23 protein-coding genes are annotated in these 24,279 nt (G+C 56.9%); 12 read left to right on the top strand and 11 right to left on the bottom strand.

The genetic code is table 11. The features are described 5' to 3' along the window. The first annotated feature begins 83 nt into the window (after nucleotides 1–83). From ggt to B7444_RS03410, 3 genes are read left to right on the top strand one after another with little or no spacing between them, the layout of a single operon-like run. Nucleotides 84–1,841, top strand: a complete 1,758-nt coding sequence (gene ggt / locus B7444_RS03420; protein ID WP_035729221.1) for a gamma-glutamyltransferase — start codon at nucleotides 84–86, stop codon at nucleotides 1,839–1,841. A gap of 28 nt (nucleotides 1,842–1,869) precedes the next feature. After that, nucleotides 1,870–3,177, top strand: coding sequence for a lipase family protein (locus B7444_RS03415; protein WP_186810579.1), 1,308 nt, complete (start codon nucleotides 1,870–1,872; stop codon nucleotides 3,175–3,177). Between the two features lie 47 nt (nucleotides 3,178–3,224). After that, nucleotides 3,225–3,959 (top strand): copper homeostasis protein CutC, encoded by a 735-nt coding sequence (locus B7444_RS03410; protein WP_231502784.1) that lies wholly within the window; start codon nucleotides 3,225–3,227, stop codon nucleotides 3,957–3,959. A gap of 7 nt (nucleotides 3,960–3,966) precedes the next feature. On the opposite strand, the gene B7444_RS03405 is transcribed toward B7444_RS03410, so the two are convergent. After that, nucleotides 3,967–4,806, bottom strand: coding sequence for a glycerophosphodiester phosphodiesterase family protein (locus B7444_RS03405; RefSeq protein ID WP_231502783.1), 840 nt, complete (start codon nucleotides 4,804–4,806; stop codon nucleotides 3,967–3,969). A gap of 149 nt (nucleotides 4,807–4,955) precedes the next feature. Here B7444_RS03405 and B7444_RS03400 point away from each other — a divergent pair, with 149 nt between their 5' ends. Beyond that, nucleotides 4,956–5,315 carry an ArsC family reductase gene (locus B7444_RS03400; protein ID WP_007284291.1) on the top strand — a complete coding sequence of 120 codons (360 nt, stop codon included), beginning with the start codon at nucleotides 4,956–4,958 and terminating at the stop codon, nucleotides 5,313–5,315. A gap of 11 nt (nucleotides 5,316–5,326) precedes the next feature. Here the strand turns inward: B7444_RS03400 and B7444_RS03395 are convergent, their stop codons facing one another. Beyond that, nucleotides 5,327–6,232, bottom strand: a complete 906-nt coding sequence (locus B7444_RS03395; RefSeq protein WP_007284290.1) for a helix-turn-helix domain-containing protein — start codon at nucleotides 6,230–6,232, stop codon at nucleotides 5,327–5,329. Nucleotides 6,233–6,638: 406 nt separating this feature from the next. Between B7444_RS03395 and B7444_RS03390 the strand changes: the two genes are divergently transcribed. Both B7444_RS03390 and B7444_RS03385 read left to right on the top strand, forming a co-directional pair. Beyond that, the gene (locus B7444_RS03390; RefSeq protein ID WP_035729215.1) at nucleotides 6,639–9,110 is read left to right on the top strand and encodes a membrane-bound PQQ-dependent dehydrogenase, glucose/quinate/shikimate family; all 2,472 of its coding nucleotides are present in this window, start codon (nucleotides 6,639–6,641) and stop codon (nucleotides 9,108–9,110) included. Between the two features lie 79 nt (nucleotides 9,111–9,189). Beyond that, a complete protein-coding gene (locus B7444_RS03385) occupies nucleotides 9,190–10,080 on the top strand; it encodes a transporter (RefSeq protein ID WP_035729212.1) in 891 nt (296 codons plus the stop codon). Nucleotides 10,081–10,126: 46 nt separating this feature from the next. Here B7444_RS03385 and B7444_RS03380 read toward each other — a convergent pair whose 3' ends face one another. After that, nucleotides 10,127–11,029, bottom strand: coding sequence for a delta(1)-pyrroline-2-carboxylate reductase family protein (locus tag B7444_RS03380; RefSeq protein ID WP_007284135.1), 903 nt, complete (start codon nucleotides 11,027–11,029; stop codon nucleotides 10,127–10,129). A gap of 84 nt (nucleotides 11,030–11,113) precedes the next feature. Beyond that, nucleotides 11,114–12,589, bottom strand: a complete 1,476-nt coding sequence (locus B7444_RS03375) for an aminotransferase class V-fold PLP-dependent enzyme (protein ID WP_007284134.1) — start codon at nucleotides 12,587–12,589, stop codon at nucleotides 11,114–11,116. Nucleotides 12,590–12,699: 110 nt separating this feature from the next. Between B7444_RS03375 and B7444_RS03370 the strand changes: the two genes are divergently transcribed. Continuing rightward, nucleotides 12,700–13,161 carry an Lrp/AsnC family transcriptional regulator gene (locus B7444_RS03370; protein WP_007284133.1) on the top strand — a complete coding sequence of 154 codons (462 nt, stop codon included), beginning with the start codon at nucleotides 12,700–12,702 and terminating at the stop codon, nucleotides 13,159–13,161. A 23-nt stretch (nucleotides 13,162–13,184) separates the two neighbouring features. Beyond that, nucleotides 13,185–14,498, top strand: a complete 1,314-nt coding sequence (locus B7444_RS03365) for an amino acid permease (RefSeq protein ID WP_007284132.1) — start codon at nucleotides 13,185–13,187, stop codon at nucleotides 14,496–14,498. Here B7444_RS03365 and B7444_RS03360 read toward each other — a convergent pair. Then, the gene (locus tag B7444_RS03360) at nucleotides 14,480–14,878 is read right to left on the bottom strand and encodes a DUF4186 domain-containing protein (protein WP_007284131.1); all 399 of its coding nucleotides are present in this window, start codon (nucleotides 14,876–14,878) and stop codon (nucleotides 14,480–14,482) included. The two genes, B7444_RS03365 and B7444_RS03360, sit on opposite strands and share 19 nt — an antisense overlap. 141 nt (nucleotides 14,879–15,019) lie before the next feature. Between B7444_RS03360 and B7444_RS03355 the strand changes: the two genes are divergently transcribed. Continuing rightward, nucleotides 15,020–16,009, top strand: coding sequence for an exodeoxyribonuclease VII large subunit (locus B7444_RS03355; RefSeq protein WP_007284130.1), 990 nt, complete (start codon nucleotides 15,020–15,022; stop codon nucleotides 16,007–16,009). Between the two features lie 2 nt (nucleotides 16,010–16,011). Here the strand turns inward: B7444_RS03355 and B7444_RS03350 are convergent, their stop codons facing one another. Together B7444_RS03350 and B7444_RS03345 are read right to left on the bottom strand one after the other, a co-directional pair. After that, the gene (locus B7444_RS03350; RefSeq protein ID WP_007284129.1) at nucleotides 16,012–17,451 is read right to left on the bottom strand and encodes a glycosyltransferase family 2 protein; all 1,440 of its coding nucleotides are present in this window, start codon (nucleotides 17,449–17,451) and stop codon (nucleotides 16,012–16,014) included. 24 nt (nucleotides 17,452–17,475) lie between these two features. Further along, nucleotides 17,476–17,931 (bottom strand): hypothetical protein, encoded by a 456-nt coding sequence (locus B7444_RS03345; protein WP_016737819.1) that lies wholly within the window; start codon nucleotides 17,929–17,931, stop codon nucleotides 17,476–17,478. Nucleotides 17,932–18,117: 186 nt separating this feature from the next. Between B7444_RS03345 and gap the strand changes: the two genes are divergently transcribed. Both gap and B7444_RS03335 read left to right on the top strand, forming a co-directional pair. Then, on the top strand, nucleotides 18,118–19,137 hold the full coding sequence (gap, locus tag B7444_RS03340) for a type I glyceraldehyde-3-phosphate dehydrogenase (protein WP_007284127.1): 1,020 nt from the start codon (nucleotides 18,118–18,120) through the stop codon (nucleotides 19,135–19,137). Between the two features lie 3 nt (nucleotides 19,138–19,140). Continuing rightward, the gene (locus B7444_RS03335) at nucleotides 19,141–20,355 is read left to right on the top strand and encodes a phosphoglycerate kinase (protein ID WP_007284126.1); all 1,215 of its coding nucleotides are present in this window, start codon (nucleotides 19,141–19,143) and stop codon (nucleotides 20,353–20,355) included. Nucleotides 20,356–20,401: 46 nt separating this feature from the next. Here the strand turns inward: B7444_RS03335 and B7444_RS03330 are convergent, their stop codons facing one another. Together B7444_RS03330 and B7444_RS03325 are read right to left on the bottom strand one after the other, a co-directional pair. Beyond that, nucleotides 20,402–20,590, bottom strand: coding sequence for a helix-turn-helix transcriptional regulator (locus tag B7444_RS03330; RefSeq protein ID WP_007284125.1), 189 nt, complete (start codon nucleotides 20,588–20,590; stop codon nucleotides 20,402–20,404). Then, nucleotides 20,587–20,967: a hypothetical protein gene (locus B7444_RS03325; RefSeq protein WP_007284124.1), complete on the bottom strand. Its 381-nt coding sequence runs from the start codon at nucleotides 20,965–20,967 to the stop codon at nucleotides 20,587–20,589. Before B7444_RS03325 ends, B7444_RS03330 begins: the two co-directional genes overlap by 4 nt. Nucleotides 20,968–21,166: 199 nt before the next feature. On the opposite strand from B7444_RS03325, the gene B7444_RS03320 reads away from it, so the two are divergent. Then, on the top strand, nucleotides 21,167–21,619 hold the full coding sequence (locus tag B7444_RS03320) for a hypothetical protein (RefSeq protein ID WP_007284123.1): 453 nt from the start codon (nucleotides 21,167–21,169) through the stop codon (nucleotides 21,617–21,619). Between the two features lie 12 nt (nucleotides 21,620–21,631). Here B7444_RS03320 and B7444_RS03315 read toward each other — a convergent pair whose 3' ends face one another. Together B7444_RS03315 and rpoH are read right to left on the bottom strand one after the other, a co-directional pair. Beyond that, nucleotides 21,632–23,068 (bottom strand): glycosyltransferase family 39 protein, encoded by a 1,437-nt coding sequence (locus tag B7444_RS03315; protein ID WP_007284122.1) that lies wholly within the window; start codon nucleotides 23,066–23,068, stop codon nucleotides 21,632–21,634. A 201-nt stretch (nucleotides 23,069–23,269) separates the two neighbouring features. Further along, nucleotides 23,270–24,163: an RNA polymerase sigma factor RpoH gene (gene rpoH / locus B7444_RS03310; protein ID WP_016737817.1), complete on the bottom strand. Its 894-nt coding sequence runs from the start codon at nucleotides 24,161–24,163 to the stop codon at nucleotides 23,270–23,272. Nucleotides 24,164–24,279: the final 116 nt, after the last annotated feature.

Genomic DNA, 24,279 nt, shown 5'->3' with positions numbered 1-24,279 from the left:
TAACAGCATTTATCGCGAAGATCGAAGACCGTAACGGTTTGATGTAGATGCTCCCTGTCAGGAACTGAAAGTTGATATTGTCCATGCGTATCAGAAGTGCGGCTCTCCCCCAACGAAAGGTTTACGCCCGGACCCCCGTTCTTGTGGGCCTGTTGGGAGCAACCGCACTTGGTCTGAGCGCCTGTGCGCATTATTTGCCACCTGCGGCACCTGTCTCGCAGCCCTCTGGTGCCAGTACGTTCATGGCGGCAACAGCCAATCCCATGGCTTCCAAAGCGGCTTCGGATGTTCTCGCGAAAGGTGGAAGCGCAGTGGATGCTGCCATCGCTGCGCAGATGGTTCTGGCCGTGGTGGAGCCTCAGGCATCTGGTCTGGGTGGGGGGTCAACCATCCTGTACTGGGACCGCGCCGCTGATCATCTGAGTTTCTTTGACGGTCTGGCCAGTGCTCCAATGGGCATGCAGCGGGACTTCATGCATGACCAGAATGGCGTTCGTATTCCGGAAGCGAAGCTCCAGCGGAGTGGGCGCGTCGTTGGCGTTCCTGGCACTTTGCGAACGCTGGCCCTTCTGCATGACCGCTATGGCAAGCTCCCATGGGCGGATCTGTTCCAGCCTGCGATTGCTGCAGCCCGCGATGGCTTTCCACTGGCAGGGTATCTCCATCTTGTCCTGACGGAACGCCCAGAGCTGGCTCACGAATCTCAGTTCTCCGCCTATTTCGATGCAGAGGGCCAGCCGCTTCCCAAGGGTACGATTCTGCATAACGCCGCCCTTGCTGGCACACTGGAGCAGGTGTCGAAGCAGGGAGCTGAGTATTTCTACACGGGCGACTTTGCGAAAAAGCTTTCAGCCGCCGTGGCCAGTGGCACGTATCCGGGCAAGCTCACACCTGCGGATCTGAAGGCTTACAAGGTTCATGAACGCACCCCACTGTGTGTGACGGCTTTCAATCGCCGGATCTGTTCTTCTGCCCCGCCTGTGGCGGGCGGCCTGTCCGTATTGCAGCAACTGGTCATTCTGGATCGGTTGAAGATCGGTCAGTATGCGCCAGGCAGCGTTGAGGCAGCACATCTGCTGCTGGAAGCGTCACGTCTGGCTGAGGCCGACCGCCGGAAATATGCAGCTGATCCAGACTATACCCGCGTTGATACAGCGGCTCTTCTTGACCCGGCTTATCTGGATCGGCGCGCGGCGCTGGTCGCTAAGGGCGAAGCCGCAAATCGTGTGACGGCGGGGCAGCTCAAGGGAAAACTGGCTCTTCTGCCGTCCTCCGATCCGATGACAGTACCGGCCACAACGCATCTTTCCATTCGTGATGCGTCTGGCAATGCGCTGTCTTTCACGACGACGATCAATCTGAATTTTGGTTCGGATATCGTGGTGGACGGTGTGGTGCTGAACAATGCCATCACGAATTTTGCCAGCCATCCTTTCGTGAATGGCTGCCCTGCCGCCAATATCGCAGCTCCAGGGAAACGCCCGATAACAACCATGTCTCCGACAATCGTGTTCGGCCAGAATGGTCAGCCTGAGGTGATAGTGGGTGCTGGCGGTGGCGCGCGGATTATTGACTCCGTTGTGCAGACACTGGTGGGATATCTGGCCTGGGGACAGAATATCCGCACAGCGATTGAGCAGCCGCGCATTGGCGCCCAGAACCATGCTGAAGAGCTGGAACAGGGAACATCTGCCGCCGGGCTGGCTTCGGCGCTGAGTGCCATGGGGCATCATCCGAAAATCGACGTCATGAACGCAGCCGTTCAGGGCATCACCATTGGGCCAGATGGCCTCAAGGGGTGGGGCGATCCGCACCGTGACGGCGTTGCCGTCGGTCAGTAATATCCGCCTCGATCTGCTGGAGACATTCATGAAGCTTTCATTCCGTTCGGTGCTTTGCGCTGCCACCCTCCTGTCCCTCTCGGCCTGCGCGACACCGTCCCAGCCGGAAAAGCCTCAGGTCGCGGCGGAGGTTGATCGTAATCTGGGCGATGGGGGAGTTAGTGACTTCTACACGCCTCCAGCGCAGGTTCCCGCAACGGTTGGCCAGATGATCCGCACGCAGGACATCACCGACCGTCCTCTGCCGGAAAACGCCGCCACGGCTGTGCGGACGCTCTATACGTCCATTAGTGGCGTGAATGCGCCCGATCCGGTCACGGTCTCCGGGCAGATCATTTTCCCAAAAGGGACGCCGCCGAAAGGTGGCTGGCCGGTTGTGGCTTGGGAGCATGGCACGACGGGTATTGCAGATATTTGTGCTCCTTCATGGAGAGGCTACCTGTCGCGTGACCGCGCCTATCTGGATCACTGGCTGAAAGCTGGTTTCGCGGTCGTCGCCAGTGACTATCAGGGATTGGGCACGCCGGGTCCGCATCCGTATCTGATGTACCGTCCAGAAGGATACAGTGTTCTGAATGGCCTGCGGGCTGCGCTGACGCAGTACAAGGGAACGCTTCAGAACCGCATTATTTTGGTCGGCCAGTCTCAGGGTGGCGGTGCAGCACTCGGAACGGCCTGGCTTGCTCCGCAATATGCGCCGGATCTGCATGTGCTTGGGACGGTTGCGACCGGTGTCGTGACGCAGTTCAAGCTGCCTGAGCATCCGAAGCACACGCCTCTTCCGCGCCTGAATGTGGAGCCGCCTCACATGGCTGCGGCGTTCGGGATCCTGACGATCGAAGGGTCGCGCAAGAGCCTGCATCCGGACGTCGATGTCCGAGCAAATATGACAGAGAAGGGGAAGGACCTGTCCCATCAGGCCCGTCAGTCCTGCCTTGGAGATCTGTTTCGCTACACGGAAGCGCACGATATTACGGAAGAGAATGCCTATGCGGGGGATACATCCCGGCTTGAGGCAGATTTCCAGGATGCCTTCACGATCCCTGATGCTCACATGACCATGCCGGTGTTTGTGGGAACGGGTCTTGCAGATAACGAAGCAGGCGTGGCTCAGCAGTATAATGCCGTTGCTGCCATGTGTGATGCGGGTACGAACGTGACGTGGAAGACCTATCCCGGGCTGACTCACAACGGGGCCGTCAACGGCTCTGTGGAAGATTCCGTGCCGTTTGCATTGGCGCTCCTGAAAGGACATCATCCGAAAGGAAACTGCGGGACTATTAAACCCGTTTCCGCAGTGGAGAAGGCGCTGCCGGGAATTCGTTGGAACAACTAAGAACTCTGTCGGCATATGCGCTTTCGCCGAACAGGATGGAGACGGGTATGCCGACGATTGAAATCTGTGTTGAAGATGCTGTCGGCCTGCGGACAGCGCAGCGCCCAGGCGTCACGCGCATTGAGCTGTGTTCGGCTCTCGCCCTTGGTGGTCTGACGCCTTCAGCCGGGCTGATGCGTCTGGCTGGGCAGTCCAGGGTGCCGGTCTATGCCATGATCCGTCCACGGGAAGGCGGCTTCGTGTTTACCGCTGAAGAAGTCGACCAGATGCTGGCGGACATTGACGCGGCCCGCGCTGCGGGGCTGGCAGGTGTCGTTCTCGGTGCAGCCCTGAACGACCGTACGCTCGATATGCATACCCTGAAGCTGTTGTCTGACGCGTGTGGTGACATGGGGCGGACGCTGCACCGTGTTTTTGACCTTACGCCCAATCCGCTGACAGCGGTTGATCAGGCTGTCGAGCTAGGGTTCGAGCGCATTCTGACGTCGGGTCAGGCCGTCATTGCCCCAAAGGGTCAGTCTGTTCTGAAGAACATCGTGAATCATGCGGCTGGCCGGATTGAGATCATGGCTGGAAGCGGCGTGCGGGTCGGGAATGTTCGCGAGCTTGTGCAGGAAACAGGCGTTACGGCCATTCATGCGTCATGCCGCGGGCCGTCGGTGGGACAGGCCTGTCGCGTTTGGGAGTTGGGCTTCGGGCGACTGGCCTCGCGAACCAGTGGCCGGATCATTGATCAGATGCTTGCCATCCTTGCAGAAGACGCCACGCTGCCGGTGGCATGACGCCGTTTCAGAGCCTTTTTCTTAAGGCGGACTGAAGCTGGAGTGGCGTATTGGTCACCAGGATATCAATGGGGAGGGCTTTTGCACGCTGGGCACCCTCGTCAGGGGACACAGCATCAACAATGGCAGTCGGGCCAAGAAGATCCGTTATGACGACGGCTCCCGCCTCATATGCTGCTCTGAACAGGGCGGGGTCTGAATTTTGGGGAACATAGGCTGCAAAGCGCCGCGTCCCTGAGATCTTGCGATAGGTTGCAAGGTCATCTGGTTTTGTAACCAGTACAGAAACCAAGGCATTCGGATCAGCCTCGAAAGCCTCGCGGGCCTGCTTTTCGTGGAATGTGAGAACTACGACGCGGCCTGAAAGACTCTGGTGCCGGACAGGTTTCAGGGCATCTGTAGGCGGCACATCCTTGATGTCGAGCATTAGTAGAACGTCAGGTCTTCTGGCAGCCCAATCAAGCACATCGCTGTATGCTGGAATGTGTTCTCCCGTTGGACCAGAGGAATTTCTCAGGCGCAGTTTCTGAACGGCCTTCTGATTGAGTTCAGCGAGAGGACCGTGACCAGTCGTTGTTCGGTCAACGTCCAGATCATGCAGCAGAACAATCTGGCCAGTTTTGTCCTTTGCGAGATCGATTTCCATCATGAATGGGCCGGCCTTATGGGTGCGACGCATTTCGGCAAGGCTGTTTTCTGTACCGGACGGGCTGGTCCAGCCTCGATGTGCACAAATCAGCGGATGTGACATCATGGGGGCCGTCAAAGACTGTGCCAGCACAGAAGATGTGCATGACAAATCCATCAGCGCCGACAGCCCGTAAACGATGAAAATCCGGCGCTTCATGATCAGTTCCGCCTGTGGGAAGTAGGATGGAAAGACCGTAGGCCTTCTGTTGTTGAAATAGAAGACTGGCTTCTGTTTCGACATCTGCTGGTGAAACGGGACTGGAGCCGCTACAGAATTTTCAGATTATGAGAAGAGGAACACCCGTAATGACTGCGTCCGTCGTGATGTATGGCATCAAGGCCTGCGACACTATGAAAAAGGCCCGTGCATGGCTGGAGGAACGGGGTGTTTCGTACATTTTTCATGATTACAAAAAGGACGGAATTTCTGAGGAGATTCTGAAGACCTGGATCAGTCAGATTGGCTGGGACGTTCTCCTCAACAAGGCTGGCACGACATTCCGAAAATTGCCTCCCGAGCAGAAAGAGGGGCTGACAGAAGAGCGTGCTGTAACCCTGATGCTGGCTCAACCTTCCATGATCAAGAGACCTGTCCTGACGCGTGACGGTACGGTTCTGCGTGTTGGCTTTCGCCCGGCAGACTATGAAGAGACGTTTCCGGCCTGAGCCGGAAACTGTCAGATCGGCAGGTTCAGGGCTTTGATTTTGCGGTGAAGGGTCGAGCGGCTGACTCCCAGCGTGCGGGCTGCTGCACTCACATTGCCCTGTGTTGTCGCCAGAGCAGACCGGATGACGTGAACTTCCGCCTTGCGGAAGCTCAGTTCGTCTTCTGAATCCAGAAAATTCATGAGTGCGGGCAGGTGTTCCAGTTCGCCATCTGGCCAGTGCATTCGCATACGGCTGGAATGCGTCGCGCCCCTGACGTGTCCGTCCGGGTCCAGAGCAACCAGAGGCGTAGAGCTTTCCGTTGCCAGACCTAATGTGATGATGGTTTCGTTCGGGAAGAATTGCCGGAACAGCCGCTCTTCAATCTGGCGCGCTGTAGAGATCATGGTCTCCATCAGCAGGCTGGAGAAAGGCATGATGTCATTGCCGGCGAAGGAGCAGATGTTCAGAACGCCTGCCAGCTTCCCGTTTGCATTGTAAAGTGGGGCAGCAATTCCGGTCAGATTCCGAAAGCAGAGGCGCCAGTGCTGACTTTGCAGCACCATGACGGGCTTTTTCTCCTGCAGACAGGTGCCGATGCTGTTCGTTCCGGCATTCTCCTCGTCCCATAAGGCTCCTGCCTGAAAGCCCCAGCGACGACACCCCGTCAGATCTTCCCGGCTGGTCTGGCGTGAGAGCACCACACCATTGGCATCGGCCAGCATGACCGTGAATCCCAAGGCCATGACCAGTGAATGAAGCCGCTCCATCTCCGGGAGGGCGTGCTGGATCAGCAAGCGCGTCCGGTTGCTGACAAAGCGTAGTTCCGGGGCACTCAGCAGGCGCGTTTCCCAACGCTCTGCCGGGTCCAGATTGTAGTTGGCCGAGCACCGCGTCCATGAGTCGGACAGTCCAGCCTGTGGCGTTATCCTGTTCATGCCCGTCCTCCGGCCTGCGCACCTGTCGCAGGATTGCGACAGGTGGTGATGCTGCAGTCACATTCGGGTGAATGTTGTGTGATTAAGGATGGTCGCCAGGGGGATGCGGCGTGAACAAAGCAGCGAAAGCGCAGAGCTGAACGGATCTGGCTATTTCCTCCGGATATCCCGGACCTGAAAGGGCTCTCACCTTTCTTACGGAACGCTTTTGTCGGGAGGTTGGATTCATGGATGAGGAAAAAGCTTTTCAAGGCAGTCATCCGGTCAGCGGGGTCAAGCCTGCGAGCCAGTCTTTCACTCTCGCACAGCCATATGGGGCCGGGACCATATCCTGCCTCCAGAGCAATTAAGAGAGACAAAATATTTCAGAAAAGATGGTTTCCATTTTTTGAAGAACAGAGGTGTCATGTCTTCTTCTCTCCAGAGGGTGCTCTCGCCAGTAACCTCTATCCTGCTCGCACTTGTCGGGCTTTTCCTGCTGGGCGGGGGCGGTTATCTGCTCGTGCTCGGCGGATCGTGGTTCTACGCGCTGATGGGCGTTGTCATGCTCGTGGCGGCGGCAGTCGGACTGAAAAGCCCGGCTCAGGCAGGACGCATTTTCGCAGGCCTGCTGCTGGTTGCGACGATCTGGTCCGTCATTGAAGTCGGTTTCAACATCTGGGGCCTTGAAGTCCGTCTGTTCACGCTGATCGGCATCGCCTGCTGGATGATGCTGCCGTGGGTCTGGCGTTCGGGTGCATCCTGGATGTCGGACAAGCGTGAACTCCTCGGTTCTGCCGTCATTGCCGGTGTGGCTCTCGTTGCAAGCTGCTTCACGTCCTATTCCATTGACGGTACGCTGCCTGCTGACCGTATGGCTGCCGCCAATCAGGTTGATGAGACGGGCAAGAACACTCCGGCTTCCGACTGGCCTGCGTATGGCCGCACTGTCGGTGGTGATCGTTACAGCCCGCTGGATCAGATCACACCAGCCAATATCAGCAACCTGAAGCGCGCCTGGATTACCCGCACGGGTGATGTCCAGAAGGCTGACGAAGGCACTGTCGCTGGCCCGGATCAGGGACATGAATTCAACCTTGAAGTCACGCCGATCAAGGTGGATGACACCCTGTATCTTTGCACGCCGCACAACTGGGTCATGGCCCTTGATGCTGCAACCGGCAAGGTGAAGTGGAAGTTCGATCCGAAGCCTGCGGCTGAAGATCTGGCTGCCAACGTCTATCTCGCCTGCCGTGGCGTCTCCTACTACAAAGCTCCGGAAGACTATACCGCTCCTGATGGCTCCAAGGCCTGTCAGAAGCGTATCTTCTCTCCTGTTGGGGACGTTCGTCTCCTTGCTGTCGATGCGGAAACAGGCAAGCCCTGTGAAGACTTCGGTGAGCATGGCTTCATCTCCCTGCGCCAGTATCTCGGTCATGTGCCGCATGGCTTCCACTTCGTGACGTCTCCGCCATTGGTGGTGAAGGATCGTGTGGTTCTCGGCGGCTGGATCTTTGACAACCAGGCAAACTTCGAGCCGTCTGGTGCCATCCGTGCGTTCAACCCGATCTCTGGTGAAATCGAGTGGGCCTGGGACGCTGGTCACAACCCGGAAAACTGGAAGCCTGGCCCGAATGACGAGCTGACGCGTGACACCCCGAATGCCTGGGGCGTTTACACGGCAGATCCGGACCTCGGCCTGCTGTATATCCCGACGGGTAACTCTCCGCCGGATAACTGGGGTGGCACACGTCGTCCGTTCGACGATGCAACATCAAGCGCAACCATTGCTCTCGATATCGAGACGGGTGAGCGTCGTTGGACCTTCCAGACCGTGCATCACGACCTGTGGGACATGGATCTTCCAATCGGTCCGTCCATGGTTGATCTGCCTGGCCAGAATGGTGAGTCCGTACCGGCTCTGATCCAGAGCACGAAGCGTGGCGAGTTCTTCGTTCTGGATCGTCGTACCGGCAAGCCGGTTCCGGGTTATCCGGTTGAGGAACGTCCGGTTCCGACCGCTGGCGTTGCCGCAGATGACCATGTTTCTCCGACGCAGCCTTTCGCTGTCGGTCTGCCGTCTCTGACGCCGCCTGACCTGAAGGAAAGCGACATGTGGGGCGCGACGCTGCTGGATCAGATGATCTGCCGCATCCAGTTCCGTCAGTCCGCTTACGAAGGTCAGTTCACGCCGCCGCATGTTGGCAAGACGACCATCGTCTATCCGGCATTCTATGGTGTGGTTGACTGGCAGGGTGCGTCCATCGACCCGCAGCGTAAGCTGCTGATTGCCAATGCCAGCTACCTGCCGTTCCGGATCCGTCTGGAAAAGCGTAACCATGCTGAAGCCTCCGGTATCCTGCCGAAGTGGGACGGCAAGGGGGACAAGCCGGAAGCCAAGGGCGATGCACTCAGCGTTTCCCCTGACTACGGTACGCCTTACATCGCTTACACCAGCCCATGGCTGAACCCGCTTCAGATCCCCTGCAAGGGACCGGTCTGGGGTACGATCACTGCCATCGATCTGGTGACGAAGAAGATCGTCTGGCAGCACCCTGTCGGTACGACGCGCGACACGGGTCCTTTCCGGACGCATAACAACCTTCCGCTTCCGACCGGCATGTACAATATCGGCGGCAGTGTGATCACAAAGGGTGGCGTGTCCTTCATGGGTGCGACGGCTGATGATTACCTGCGTGCCTTTGACGTCTCGACCGGTAAGGTCATCTGGCGTGACCGTCTGCCGGCTGGTGGGCAGGCAACCCCGATGTCCTATCAAATGGGTGGGAAGCAGTATGTTGTGATCGCCGCTGGTGGTCATGGGGGCCTTGGCACCCGAAGTGGCGATTATATCATCGCTTACACGATTGACGGACAGCAGGGTGCAGCCGCGCACTGATCTGACCGGGTTACTGGTGGGGCGTGTCTCTTAGGGGAGACGCTCCACACTCAATACTTCTCCAGCGGAAATAAATGTCATGGTTCGCACGATCTGGTCCGGAGGGTGTCTCCGGGCCCTGAGTCTCCTATTGCCCGCATCCTCCCTTCTGCCAGCCGTTACGGCCCATGCTGCTGATATTCCGCTGGCTATTATTGGCCCGCATGAATATGACCTGCCGGTCGATTTCAAACCCTTCAACGTGCTCGTACAGTACGGAGACGGGAACGCTGCCGGCAGCACTTACGATAGCGGTGGCCGACGTCAGCCGACTGGCGGGAGTCACACCTGGGCTGGCATGACCAAATATGTGCACTTCCGTAGCTTTGACGCCATTCCACATGTTGGATTTGCGTTTGAGGTCATTCAGTCGGAGAGCTTTGTGCTTTCACAAGGCACGAATTACGGCGGCCTTGGCCCGACGATTGTCGGCCCTGCCGTCTGGTTCAAACCGAATGCGCACAGCACCTTTGGTATCCAGACGTTCATGCAGACGCCTGTTGGCACGCGGGATGCGTTGTCCCCGAATTACTGGTCAAATCTTTCCAGCTTCATGTTCGATTACGAGTGGAAGCATTTCAGCTTTGATGGTGATCTGGGTGCGATCGTAGCTTCGACCAAGCACAAAACCGGTGAACACAGCTATTCGCCAGGAACAGTCTTTCATTCCAACCTTCGTTTCAGTTGGAAGGCAAGTAAGATCGTCGAACCGTTCTTTGCGTTTGACTGGCAGAATACGGCAGGAATGCGGGATAATACGGCCAATAGCTGGGTGAGCGAGTCTAGCGGCCGTGAAGTTGCTCTTGGCGTTGGTGCCATGGTTAACATTTCCAAGCGCGTGTCCCTGACCGGGCGGTATTCTCATTCCGTCGATGGCAGAAACGTGCCTGAGACGAACGCCTATTACATGAAGCTTGTCTATCTCTGGTAAAATTGGCTCCGGTAAGACTGGCTTTTCCCTGCCGGGCGTTGGGCTGCTAGAGACCTAACGTTCGTCGGGCAAGGCGACAGGCGGCCAGATCCCAGGCGGCACAGCCGACACTCTTGAAGAAAACCGGACCTTCCGGCTTCTCGCTACCTGACAGATAAGCGGCCAGAGGTTTGACCTCCCTCCAGTCTTTCCTTGCCTGAATAATATCGCCTGCTTCTGAGGGTGCACCGATCGGGTCATCCACAATACAGGTACTGCCATTGACGATAGTCGGACCGATTTCAATCATCTCAGGCCGATAAGCCCCAACACCAATGATCAGCCGTGTAGAAACCGGGGGCTCATCATAAAGGGTGCTTTGACTACTGGTAACGGTGATGACCACATCTGGGTCAAAGTATTCCCGATCGGCATTGCGCAGTTGCAGGGCACGGTATGCAGGGCTTTCTATGAGGGCGATGACGCGCTCGGCGGAGCGGCCTCGAATATAAACCGTGATCCCGGGATAAAGCGCGTTTAGTGCTTCGAGATGGGCTTTGGCCTGTACGCCAGTGCCAATAAGAAGAACGGTTTTCAGGCCAGCTGGACGGAAACGTTCCAGCCCAAGCATGGATATGGCGGCGGTCCGTCGTTCTGTCGTGGCAACGCCATTCAATGAGAAAAGAAAACGTCCGTCGATGGCGTCCATGCAAGTGACCTGTCCCTGAATGGCAGGAAGGTCTCGCGCCGTGTTGCCGTTATAGAGCGTCAGCAGTTTGGTAGTGAGGATATCGGGCGCACAAGCGATCATGGACATGACTGTTCCGGTACGATCAATCGTTGGAACGACCATGCGTTCAGGGCAGGATATTTGACCGTTGTGATAATCCCGGACCGCGCTACGCAGCGTTTCCACAAGATCAGGAAACGGAAGCAGCTTTCGTGTTTCGGCGGCGGTCAAAGTCTTCACGGGGCACCTTTCTGCTATTAGCCAGGAAGATGCCCCGTATGAGTTTGGAAATGAAGGGATCGCAGAAGATCGACCTTGTCTGAATCAGGCGGCAGCCTTGGGGCGGAAGCGGGCCGTCGAAACATCGCACTCGTACGCGTCGGCGACGGAATGGGGATCAAGCGCCAGTTCATCCACAGCATCCAGGATACGGTCTACTTTCGCATCATCCATCAGCACGCTGAAGTTGAGGCGCGTCCAGCCTGGTTTCTCGATTTCCTGACCGGAGAGAATGGCCTGACGGATCGTATCGGAGGCAGTCTCGTCAATATCAAGCAGGCGATGGGCGTAGGGGCCGGCACAGGCACAGCCACCACGAACCTGAATGCCATAACGGTCCGAAAGCATACGCGTGAAAAGCTGCTGATGGATGAGACCACCCGTAGCGGTATCACGAATCTGGAACGAAAAGATCGGCAGGGCTTTTGCCGTGGCATGGCCCAGAATTCTGATATTCGGGTTTTTGCTCCAGCGTGCAACGGCCCGTGCGCGAAGCTCGGCATTCCGTTTATCCATGAAGCTCTGACCGATTACGTCCTTGACGATGAATGCCAGCGCCGCACGGATGTCGCCAATGACGTCCGGAGTTCCGCTTTCTTCAAGGGCGGCGAGGTTGGTGGAGTAATCATGATTCCACGGAGAAACGAATTTGACCGTGCCACCGCCGGGGAGCACTGGACCACAGCGCGTGACAGCGTCATTGCGAACAATCAGAACGCCGGATGCTGCTGGTCCACCGATGAATTTGTGGCAGGACACAACAACCGCATCCTTTTCCACGGTCGTTCCCGGCTTCATGTCGATGGGCAGATACGGGGCAGCGCCTGCATAGTCCCAGATCGAGAGCGCACCGTGTGTCTTCAGAAGGGCCGTGACGGCGTCCACGTCCGTCATGATGCCGGTGACATTGGAGGCAGCTGAGAACGAGCCGACTTTCAGGCGGCCTTCATCGCAGGACGTCAGAGCTTTTTCAAGAATGGCCAGATCCGGACCGCCATCGGCGGCTTCCGGGATTTCGATAATTTCCGCACCGCTTTCCCGCCAGGGAAGAATGTTGGAATGGTGCTCGTAAGGGCCGATGAAAATGACCGGGCGATTGCCAGCCGCACAGCGGGCAGGAATTTCCAGCAGGTGTACGAGACGGTTCAGCCCTGCCGTTGCACCGTTGCCCATGAAGATGGTCGTGAAACGATCTTCTGGCGCATGACACAGCCGTGCGATCGTGGCACGGGCCGAATTACGCATCCGGGTCATGTAGGCACCACACAGGGAAGCTTCCGTGTGGCTGTTGGCGTAGTAGGGGAGAACCTCGTTCATCACGAAGGTCTCGACCTGAACCAGGGCGCGGCCGGATGCGACGTAATCCGCATAGAGCATCGACTGTACGCCAAATGGGCTCATGAACTTCGTGCCGTCTCCAAGAACACCTTTGCGCAGGGCATTACGTCCCGTGGCACGCAGGGCCTGCTCAAACTGCGCGAGTGCCGTTGCGCTGTTCTCAAGACTGCCGATCGTTTCCATGCTGCCTGGTCCTTCCCTGATCCGATGGACAGAAAATATCTCACTAAAATGGGAAAAGCCGCACCTTTCTTGTAGACGAAATCTGGTTTCTTGTTGTCATTTACACCATTATGAGCAGAATCATCGATCAAACAGACCGCGCCATCCTCCGCATCCTCCAGAAGCAGGGAACGCCATCCCAGCGTGAACTGGCCGAACAGGTCGGTCTGTCGCAGAATGCCTGCTGGCGGCGCCTGAATGCCCTGAGAGAGAGCGGAATTATCAGCCACGATACCGTCAGGCTTAATGCACAGGCTCTGGGGCTGACGCTGACGGTGTTTGTTCTGATGCGAACGCGCCATCATTCACGCGAATGGTTCGAAACGTTCCGCAACGTGGTCGTTTCGATTCCAAACATCGTTGATTTTTACCGGATTGCCGGTGAGTATGATTACCTTCTCAAGGTCGTGGCCTGTGACATGAACGATTTCGATCGTGTCTATCAGCAGATCATCAGCAAGGTCGAGCTGGACGCCATTACCTCTTACATGACCATGGAAACCCTGGCGGACAACAGGGATCTTCCGGTCTGACGGACCACTGACAGGGACATTTCATGACTGAACCAGACCAACTCGCCCACAGTCTGAGAACACGGCACATTGTCATGATTGCTCTGGGTGGCGTGATCGGTGCTGGTTTCTTCATCGGCTCATCTGCTGCTCTCTCAATGGGTGGCCCGGCGGTCATTGTGTCTTACGTTCTGGCAGGACTTCTGGTCTGGCTGGTCAACAGCATGATGCGGGATCTGTCCTCCCTGACGCCGGGACGGGCGTCCTTTCTGGGGCAGATCCGTTATGCCCTCGGGGATCGTTTTGGCTTTGTGGCGGGCTGGACGTACTGGCTGACCTGGGTGACGGTTATCGGTGTTGAAGCGATTGCCGTCACGTCCATGCTTACACCCTATATTCCCGTTCCTTATGCAGTTCTGGAACTGCTGGTGCTGGGTGCCATGACAGCCGTCAATCTGCTCTCCGTCAGAGGCTACGGTGAGTTCGAGTACTGGTTTTCAGCCATCAAGGTCCTGGCCATCATTGTATTCAGCGGAATTTGTTTCTGGGCACTCGGTGCTCATTCCATTCCGGTGAAAGAGAATCTGTTTAGTCATGGAGGTGTTCTGCCGCATGGCCTCCTCGCGCTCCTGGCTGTCATTCCGACAGTCCTGTTTTCCATGGGAGGAAGCGAAATTGCGACCGTCGCTGCCGTTGAGTCCGACAATACGGAACGGAATATCGCGCGCGCGACCCGCACCATTCCCTTGCGCATTGGTGTTTTCTATCTCGTCACCATTTCGCTGATCCTGTGTCTTGTTCCATGGAGCGATATTGTGCCGGGGCAGTCACCCTTCCTGCTGGTTCTGAACCGTTTCCATGTGCCTTTTGCCGGGCTGGCGATGGGGATCGTCATTCTTGTTGCTGCTCTGTCGAGCCTGAATTCCGGGATCTATGTGACGTCCCGTATTCTGTATGAACTTGCGGAAACAGGCGATGCGCCATCCACTTTCCTTGTGGTCGAGCCTAAAACGCAGCTTCCCCGTCGCGCCCTTCTGGCCAGCGTTGGAGCATCCATCTTTGTTGCAGCGACGGCTGTTTTGTCGCCGGGTCTGATCTTTGCTGTTCTGGTTAGCCTGACGGGCGGTTTTATGCTGTTCAACAATGCGCTTCTTGTTTTCGGGCGGCTGAAAATCATGCCGCAGAAGGCTACCGGGGCCTATGTGGCTCTGGCCCTGATTGGCATGGCGATTATTGCCATGATGATCCAGCCTGAGACGCGCTCACAGATCGAAATGGGCGCATTTGCGATTGTGGTAATCCTGCTGGCCGAGCGTTTTCTGCCGCGAGCCAAGCGGCTTCAGAACAACGCACCCTGAGCGGGCGATAATGGAACGTTCGCGCCCATATCCCTTAGGATCCAGGCGCGGAGAACAGCCAGGATTGCCTGTTGGTCTTTCTCCGTCAGGGGCTTTCCGGCGCTGAGACCGTGCCATTTTGACAGGCATCCACGACAGCAGGAGCCGGTAGCGTGCTGGGCAATGAACACCGGATGGCCGCGCATGGGGGTCTGCTTTCCGTCCTGTGGAGGATGGGCCGGAGCCAGCCGATCCCGAATGAACGCCGCGCCGTGTTCCATGACGGCGTCCAATCCCCGGTTTTCCAGATACTGTCGCGCCTGTTCGTCCAGATGGAAGCGGGCTCTGAAACGGGATTTCTGAAGTCGCAGGAGAAGCTCTTCGGGGGAAGAAACGCTCAAGACGGATCAACCTTCTGAAAATACGCAAAAAAATGCTCTGAGGGCGCTTTCACCCTCTGTGAGAACATCTGTTCTTACTCCATATGGTGCGGGATGGACGCTTTTCCGAGACGCACCCGAACTGATTCTGCATCAGGTGACATGGCCAACCTGCCAGTTCTGACCCCTCTTCAGGTTCAGGATCTGTTCACGGCCCGTCTGGATGAGATCTGTGCCCGGTTTGAAGAATGGGGGTTCCCGCTCGTTGTCGCCGGGCAACTGGGCGATGTCGCGCCTAATGCTTACCGAAAATATTATCAGCTTCCCCTGACGGACCCACAGCTTGGAACGTCGATTTCGCTTGAGGCCACCAAGACCATCCTGGCGGCGGCAGATGTTCGGGCGGGTGATTATGTACGGGTGACGGGTTTTCTGAGGGCGCGACATCTGCGGGGGCAGGTTGCGCTTCGTTTTGAGGCACTGGCCGTTGAACCTTACGATCCCGGAAGGCAGAAGGTGGATCGGGCGGAAAAATCGCTTCTTGATGTTCTTCGGGGACTGAGTTGGGAATTCCATCCTTATCCTGAGCGGCGGGAAGTAAGGCTTCTGCTGATCCATTCTGCCTCTTCCAATGCTCTTGTGACGGAAGATTTTCTTCAGGGGCTGGGGGGGGGATGGCGGTCAGACCGCATTCGGGCACTCCCTGTCGCGATGACAGACCCGCATCGTATTGCCGATGCTATCGGGACGTGTCGGGAAGACATTATTGTTCTGATCCGCGGCGGTGGGGATGCGTCGGAATTTGCGGTGTTCGAACATCCGGCTGTTCTTGAGGCCCTTGCGAACTGTCAGGCGCATCGCGTCCTTGGCGTAGGGCATACAGCCAATCGGACACTGGCCGAGCGTCTCGTTGACCACGCTGCCACTACACCAGCCGATGCCGGGCATTATATCCGCCGAATGAGCGGGCGCCTCTGGCAGCAGCAGGAGGAAGCGCGGGCGCAGCAGGAAGAAATTGTTGCGCTCCGGGAAAGCGCGACGTCCATGGCGGTTATGCCGCCTGGCCCGGCCTGGGGAACAAAGCTCAGAAATGGCCTTGTCCTCCTCGGGTTTGGTTTGCTTCTGGGATGGTTGCTGCCGCGCTTTCTCTGATCCTAGAGGAGCGTCCCGATTTCGGGGGCAGCCTGGCCCAGCGCGGCACGACCCTCTTCAGACAATGTGGTTGCAACCCGGGCGACGTCCAGAAGTGAGCGGTTCGGATGGAAAAAGAGCCATGTGCAGAAGCCCGGAAGAGACAGGCCTTCTGGCGTATCCGAGGCGGGCAACGAAAGTGGAGCAGGTGAAAGCGCCAGCTTTGCCGGTATTTTCTTGAAGGCCTGATCCCCAACAGCATCATTGACGAAGAAATGCACGGTATCGTCGGAGGCCATCTGTATGCGGAGTACCGGCTGCTGCAAAGCGCCTGTTGCGTAGCGGACTGGGCGTCCATCCAGAGACAGTAGCGTCAGGATATCGGGATGACTGTCCTGATACACAGCGATCAGTTTCTTGTCTGGTTCGAGACCTTCTTCATCAGAACGGGTTGTTAGTGTTCCGGATTCTGTCAGCGTTAAAAAGCGGCCTGACATATCCTGCAGGAAGCATGTTCTTGTCCGGCTCGGCAGTGGCGCGGCCTGAGGTGTCAGGAGGAGCCGCTCACGCTCGGAAGGGCGGACGCGGTGGAACGAGAATGAGGCATGATGCCCTTCGTCCGGAATGGTTGCGACGCTCTCGGGAGTGGGAGCAAGCATCGTACGCAGGCTTTCTCCCAAACCGGCCAACAGTGTTTCCAGACCCTGTTGGGTCACGGCTCCTGTCAGCGCGTCCCGTATTGGAAGCATCCCGTCTAATCTCCGTTCTGGGGAGCGGTCTTCCTGATCCTGGCAAAGATAATGGGCGGCAAGATGAGATGGCATATGAGGATCACCGGCCCAGACATAATGGAGAATACGGGCACCATTCCACCGGGCGGGTGTGGAAAAATGCGTGAAATCCTGCCCATCGGCGTGGACAAGGTTATCCATGGGGAGGCCAGAAAAGACAGCGTCTGAAACGGTTTCCAGAGCTGATGTGCGGGCAAGAATACGGACAAAACCATTGTCAGAAAATGCCGGCGTGCTCCGATAGTGGAAGCGGCTGATCAGGCACGATCCGGTCACCGATTGAACTGGCTGGCCGTAGACGCACCAGTTGATGGCAATTCCGTCCGCGGTGCGGCCTGTGTTCAGAAGGTCATCCAGCGTTGACGATGGATCAAGAAACTCATCCGCATCGAGGATCAGAAGCCAGTCCTGATCCTGTCGTGCAAGACGAATGGCCTCCGCGGTCAAGGCCTCGCGACGCTCTGTTGATGACAGGGTGTCGGGAAGTACGCAGTCCAGCAGTTCTACGGGGCCAACCTTGCCGGCAGCTCGGGCAATGGCCTGTGTGCCGTCTGTCGAACCCGCATCCACGACAAGAATCCGCTCGAATCCGAGGGACAGATGCCAGGCCAGCCACTCTCCAAGAAGGGGAGCGGCATTTCGTGTCAGAACTGCGCAGATCGCATTTGCCATAAGGAGGTTTCTTTTTCCATTTGGTTAGCGAACGTCCACCCGGACCACGGGATGCTTGACGGAACCGTCTGCTACGGCATGCATCTCAATCTGGATAGGCTGTGCACCGGCCGTGTTGATGCGTCGGGCCACAGGCTCCAGGTCAGCCTGGGTTGCATCCGTCATGGCCTTGGCCTGCGCTGCGGGATCATCCTGCAGCGGGACCAGAAGCTGCACAATGAACAGGACGTTCTCCTTGCGGGCAAGCGCGGCTTTGACAGCCTTGTCTACGATGGGTCCGTAATCGGATTCCGGTGTTCCGTCCTCGATCTGCAGGAAAGGTGGTTTTGGCTTTGGTGCAGGAGGGGCCGGCGGAACGTATGGCTTGGGCGGCTTGCCGGCCTGTGGGTTGAACGTGCGCTGATCAATCAGCTTGCAGCCAGCCAGCAGGGGAGTCACCAGCAGGATGCTTCCCGCCAGAAGAAGGGCACGTGGAGCCATGATGCCTCGGAAGGAACAAAAATTGCGGATAATTGCAGCCATATTGTGCGGGACCGTCGCAGGAACGGAGGGTTTCGGCAAGATTAAGCGCACCAAGTTCATGAAAAACTGTGCCGACCCCCTGTTGCTTCCCTGTAGCGATGCTATGGATGATGCCCTTTCGTCAGAATAGCGGAGTAGGCAGGCATGGCGGTAAAAATCGCGATCAACGGTTTCGGACGTATCGGACGTCTCGTTCTGCGCGGCATCATTGAGAGCGGCCGTACGGACGTTGAAGTCGTGGCCATCAACGATCTGGGATCGGTAGAGGCGAACGCGCATCTCCTGGGCCATGACAGTGTTCACGGCCGCCTGCCGGGCAAGGTTCGCGCTGAAGGCAATGCGCTCATCATTGAAGCCAATGGTCGCACCTATGGGCCGATCAAGGTGTCTGCCGAGCGTGACCCGTCCAAAGTGCCGTTTGAAGGCATTGACGTTGCCATGGAGTGCACGGGCCTGTTCACGACCCGTGAAAAGGCTGCTGCCCTTCTGGAAGCCGGCGCAAAGCGCGTGATCGTCTCGGCTCCGGCAACGGGTGTCGATGCGACCATCGTCTTCGGCGTGAACGATGATGTTCTGACACCAGATATGAAGGTGATTTCCAACGCCTCCTGCACCACGAACTGCCTTGCACCTGTTGCGTCTGTTCTGGACGAAGCATTCGGCATCGAGCGTGGCTACATGGTCACAATCCATTCTTACACGGGTGACCAGCGTACGGTGGACACGCTCCACAAGGATCCGCGTCGTGCCCGTGCCGCTGCCCTGAACATGATCCCGACGTCCACGGGTGCTGCGAAGGCTGTTGGCCTGGTTCTGCCGCACCTGAAGGGCAAGCTGGACGGTACAGCCATCCGTGTTCCAACACCGAACGTGTCTCTCGTGTCCCTCGACTTCGTGCCGACGACCGCTCCGGCTTCCGTTGAGGCCGTGAACGAAGTCATGCGTGTTGCATCCGAAGGCAAGCTCAAGGGCGTGCTGGATTACAATACGCATCCGCTGGTGAGCACGGACTTCAACCACTCCTCTGCATCCTCCACGTTCGATGCCACGCAGACGGCTCTGGTCGATGGCGGCCAGCTTGTTCGCATCTGCGCCTGGTATGACAACGAGTGGGGTTTCTCCAACCGTATGGCGGATACGGCCGCCGTTTTCGGGAGCCTCTGAACCATGGTGTTCCGCACGCTCGATAACCTGGAGGCACGTGGTAAGCGCGTGCTCGTCCGGGCTGATCTGAACGTGCCGATGCATGACGGCGTCATCACTGACGCCACGCGCATCGAGCGCGTTGCCCCGACCATCAGCGAACTCGCCGACAAGGGCGCACGTGTTGTGGTCCTGAGCCATTTCGACCGCCCGAAGGGCAAGGTCGTTCCGAGCATGTCCCTGCACCCAATCGCCGAGAAGCTCGGCGAAGTGCTGGGTAAGCCCGTGACCTTTGTTCCTGAGTGCGTTGGTCCAACCGTTGAGGCGGCTGTTGCCGCTCTCAAGGATGGGGACGTGCTGGTTCTGGAAAACACGCGCTTCCATGCGGGTGAGGAAGCCAACGATCCGGCTTTCGCCAAGGCTCTCGCAGAGAATGGCGATATTTTCGTCAATGATGCGTTCTCGGCGGCTCATCGCGCTCATGCCTCGACCGAAGGCGTCGCGCACGATCTGCCGTCCTTCGCCGGGCGTCTGATGCAGGCTGAACTGTCTGCTCTGTCGGCCGCGCTGGAAAATCCGGAGCGTCCGGTTGGTGCCATCATCGGTGGATCCAAGATTTCCACGAAGCTGGATCTGATTGGCAACGTCATCGAGAAGGTGGACACGCTGTTCATCACCGGTGCGATGGCCAACACCTTCCTGGCAGCGGAAGGTATTGCTGTGGGCAAGTCCCTGCAGGAAGCCGACATGCACGAAACGGCTCGCAAGATTGCGCATCTTGCGCAGGAAAAGGGCTGTGAGATCGTGCTGCCGGTCGATGCTGTTGTGGCGCGCGAGTTCAAGGCTGGTGCCGAGAGTTCGGTCTGCCTGATCGGTGAGGTTCCGGCTGATGCCATGATACTCGATGCTGGTCCGCGTACGGTCGAGCTGATCAACGAGCGTCTGGCAACTCTGAAGACGCTGGTCTGGAATGGCCCGCTTGGTGCTTTCGAGATTGAGCCCTTTGACCGTGCAACGGTTGAAGTCGCACAGGAAGCGGCCCGCCTGACGCAGGAAGGCAAGTTGCGGACTGTGGCTGGCGGTGGCGACACGGTCTCCGCTCTGCGCCATGCCGGTGTGGCCGGCAAGATGAGCTACGTCTCAACGGCTGGCGGTGCGTTCCTTGAATGGCTTGAAGGCAAGATCCTTCCGGGCATTGAAGTGCTCCGTACGACAGGCCAGCAACTCGGTCTGGACTGAATTTCAAAAGCGGGGAGGGTAACCTTCCCGCTTTTTTTGGATGACCTTACGGAAAGAAAATTTCCTCAATTCTACGCCCGAAAAGTTGCGAAATCGTGAAAGCTAAAGGGAGGCTCGGATCATAGCGTCCTTTTTCGATGGCGTTGACCGTTTGTCTTGAAACAGCCAGCGCTGCGGCCAGATCAGCCTGACTCCAGCTGCGTTCTGCCCGAAGTTCCTTGAGGCAATTGTTCACCGATAACGTCTTTGGGCGACAATGCCACTGATCCACCAGAGAGCGCCCATAATCGGCCAGACCGCAAAAGCTCTGAGCTGAGGCAGACCAGCACTTTCAGCGAAGCCCCAGGCAAAAGTCAGTAGGGCAGTTCCCAGGAATGACATTGCGATCGCATCCAGCTGAATGCGCCGTTGCAATTCATCCATTCGCCAGATTGCGCGCATGATGGCCCATGCCGCAGCTAGAGCTCCCAGCATGGGGGTGAGCGCCAGAGCTATTTTTACTGGGAATGGGGGGTGGAGTGCGCGTTCCAGGTAATTGGCTCCGAACAGCAACACAACATACAGGGTCACAGCACTGCCAAGTTCAATGAGATATTGTCGACCATACAGCATCTCTTATCTCTCTTTTTGTAAAGGATACTTTACTTTTTGAATAAGAATGTCAAGCAGGCTTTACATGTAGAATCCAAACTTGGCGTATGCACCGATCACGTTTTGTGACGTCATGAAACTTTCTAATTTTTCTAATTGTAATTAGGAGCTGCGACTCAGCACACTGCTTTCAGCCTTCCGTTCTGCTGGAATCCGCCTGATGCGCCTTATGCCTGCTTTGTTGAGGTCCTTTCCCCTGTTCGTTCTGGCGACAGGCTCGTGTAACGCACTGGCTGCTGAGGCGGTGCCGTCGGGTTTGTCCGACAAGAAGCCGTTTGCCGCTTTTACGCATCCTTTTGACGTGTCGCTGTCTCAGGCGGCCTCGGCTGATCCAAGGCAGGGAGCCGCACTGATGCATAGTCTGGAGCACCAGAGGGTGAGCGTGGCAGCAAAGCAGATGGCGGCCGGGTTCGGGGCGGCACCTTTGCCAGACGAAAATATTGAGGGGCCCAGGGATGCGACCCAGTCAGATGTCTATCTCAAACCAGACTTCTTTTCGAACAAGGTTGGCACGATAGACGACGCTGCTGCGGAAAATCATGCAGACCAGCACCGAAAAGGGGCGGGTACGGTGGCAGGCGGTCTGGCGCTCGCGGTCCCGCTTTCGCAGTAAGTAGGGCTTACGTCAGATGTGGCGGTAGATGTAAATTGAATGGTTCCGGCCCTGGAATCTATAAACTGATGTGTAGCTCGCTCTGATTTCTCGGAAAATTTCATTTCGGATAGAAAAATTTTCCAGCAGCGGAAGAGGGTCTTCCGTCACAATATAGGCTGGCTTTTCCGCGAGAACCCTTCGGGTTTCCTGCATGACGTCCATGCCCGTTGCATGTGCTTCGATTTTTTCGTGGAAATGCCCAGGAAAAGGATGGTTTGTCAGAGGGCACCAGTAAGGTGTGTCATAGAGCGCTGGCGGACCCTGATAAATAAAGACGCAACCGGGCTTCTGGCTTATGACCTTCAGCATCGCCTGAAAAGTCTGTTGGTCTCCATTTTCAAGCCGATGTTTTCGAAGACTGTACTGGCCCGTGAGTGAAACAGCGCAAAGCAGGGCAAGCACCCATGCCCGACCTGCTCTCCAGTACCACAAAGGAGCGCAGGTCAGAGCCAGAGGAGCGGCAAGAGGGAGCGCGTAATGCGGATACCAGCCCCCAAAAGTGAGAATGCCCAGACATGCGGCGCAGGACCAGAGCGTAAGATAGAGATATTGAGGTTGGGATATTTTTTGATACGCGAGGGCTGCTGTCGCGATGAGCCCTACCATGAGAGGGAGGATAGCTCTCAGCATGCGCAACTGTAGGTGACGGGTTTCCTCGTCAGGTGCGTGGCCTCGCAGGAAAATGGATTCAAGATTGGCAAAGATCCATGCTGAGCCATGCCCGATCGCCACATAGAAGCAGAAGACAGCAAGGGTTGGCAGGAGGCCTGCAATCGCAAACAGAGCGGCCTTCTGAATGGCTTTGGACGTAGAGCGGTATGTGAGCCCGATGCGAGCGACGCTATACAGCCCGACAAAAATACCTTCAAACACCACGGTATATTTTAGCTGCATGGCAAGGCCGAACAGGAGCATAGCCAGAAGAAGCCGACTGTCCTGATGCTTCCTCTCTGGGTGGGTGAGGGCCTGAAGAACGAGAGCGACTGCTGCGGCTACAGGAAGGTTGTAAAAAACGGGTGTCTGCCCGCCTTCACCCTGTGAGAGGTTCAGAAGTGCCACATAGAGAAGGGCTGACATGAAAGCGCCTGCCGCAGGAGCAATGGTCTGACCCATGCGAAACAGAAGCCATGCGGTTCCCCATACGGCTGCCATTGCGCCTGTTTGATAGGCGAGAATTCTGTAAGAGCCGAAGAGATGGAAGAAAGCGTAAAGGAGAAAGATCCCGAACGGCTTTCTGTCCCAGACCTGCAGGTAGGGTAGATCGCCGTGGAGGAGGCGCCCTCCACCGAAAAGGTAAAATTCTTCATCAACATGGATGAGAGGATTGCCAAAGGTCTGAAACCTGCTGACAAAAATAAACGAGAGCAGAACAAAATTCAGTACAAGTGTTTTGTGACGCTCAAACATAAATCGGAATTGCCAATACGATGTCTGGCTACAAGTTTATCAGCGATATCATTTCTTTATATATTTATTTGTAATCGTCAGGAAAGCGTATCTTGTTCCGGTTTGAGAAAACATTTTGTTAGGGAACTTCAGAAAGCCGTCTACAAAAAAGGCTGCCAAGCATCATGCTGGCAGCCCCCTTTTGTTGGAAAAAATGGATGATCAGTTCTGAAGGCCGTTCTCACGGCGGCGATGTTCAACTTCAGAAGCCATTGCTTTCTGCAGCTTTTCCATCGCACGGGCTTCAATCTGACGGATCCGCTCACGGGAGACATTGTAGTGGTGAGACAGATCCTCGAGCGTTGATGGTTCTTCCTTCAGGCGACGTTCTGCCAGAATGTGACGTTCGCGTTCATTCAGGGTCATCATGGCCTGATCGAGCAGTGCTTTCCGTCCACTGAATTCCTCGGAAGCAGCATAGGTCTGCTCCTGGTTTTCGGTGTCGTCTACCAGCCAGTCCTGCCACTCACCTTCGCCATCAATGCGGAGGGGAGCATTCAGACTGTGATCCGGTGCGGCAAGACGCTGGTTCATGGACACCACATCCTGCTCGGGAACACCGAGAGTCGTGGCGATGGAATTGACCTGCTCAGGTTTCAGATCACCGTCGTCAATGGCCTGCATCTGCCCTTTCAGGCGACGCAGATTGAAGAACAGTTTCTTCTGCGAGGCGGTCGTGCCCATTTTCACCAGTGACCAGCTATGCAGGATGTATTCCTGCATGGCGGCGCGGATCCACCACATGGCGTAGGTTGCAAGTCGGAAGCCGCGCTCCGGATCGAAGCGGCGGACGGCCTGCATCATGCCGATGTTGCCTTCGCTGATCAGTTCATTCACAGGGAGACCGTAGCCGCGATAGCCCATGGCAATCTTGGCAACGAGACGGAGGTGAGAGGTGACCAGTCGGTGTGCGGCACTGGTGTCTTCGTTCTTGCGCCAGGCACGGGAGAGATCAAGCTCTTCCTGTGGCGTCAGAAGGGGGAATTTGCGGATTTCCTGAAGGTAACGGGTAAGGTTGCTTTCGGGACCCACTGAGATGACAGCTGGAGATGCCATGGTCTTCGACTCCTTTCGCCCGGGGTGTTGCCTTGCCCGATGAGGATGAAGACTCATACGAACTGGCGGCAGGAAGGTTCCTCACACCCAGGTGACGCATTGGGAAGGACTATCAC

Source organism: Gluconobacter thailandicus F149-1 = NBRC 100600 (assembly GCF_000964465.1).
GTDB lineage: Bacteria > Pseudomonadota > Alphaproteobacteria > Acetobacterales > Acetobacteraceae > Gluconobacter > Gluconobacter thailandicus.
This window is presented reverse-complemented; position numbering and strand designations above follow the sequence as displayed.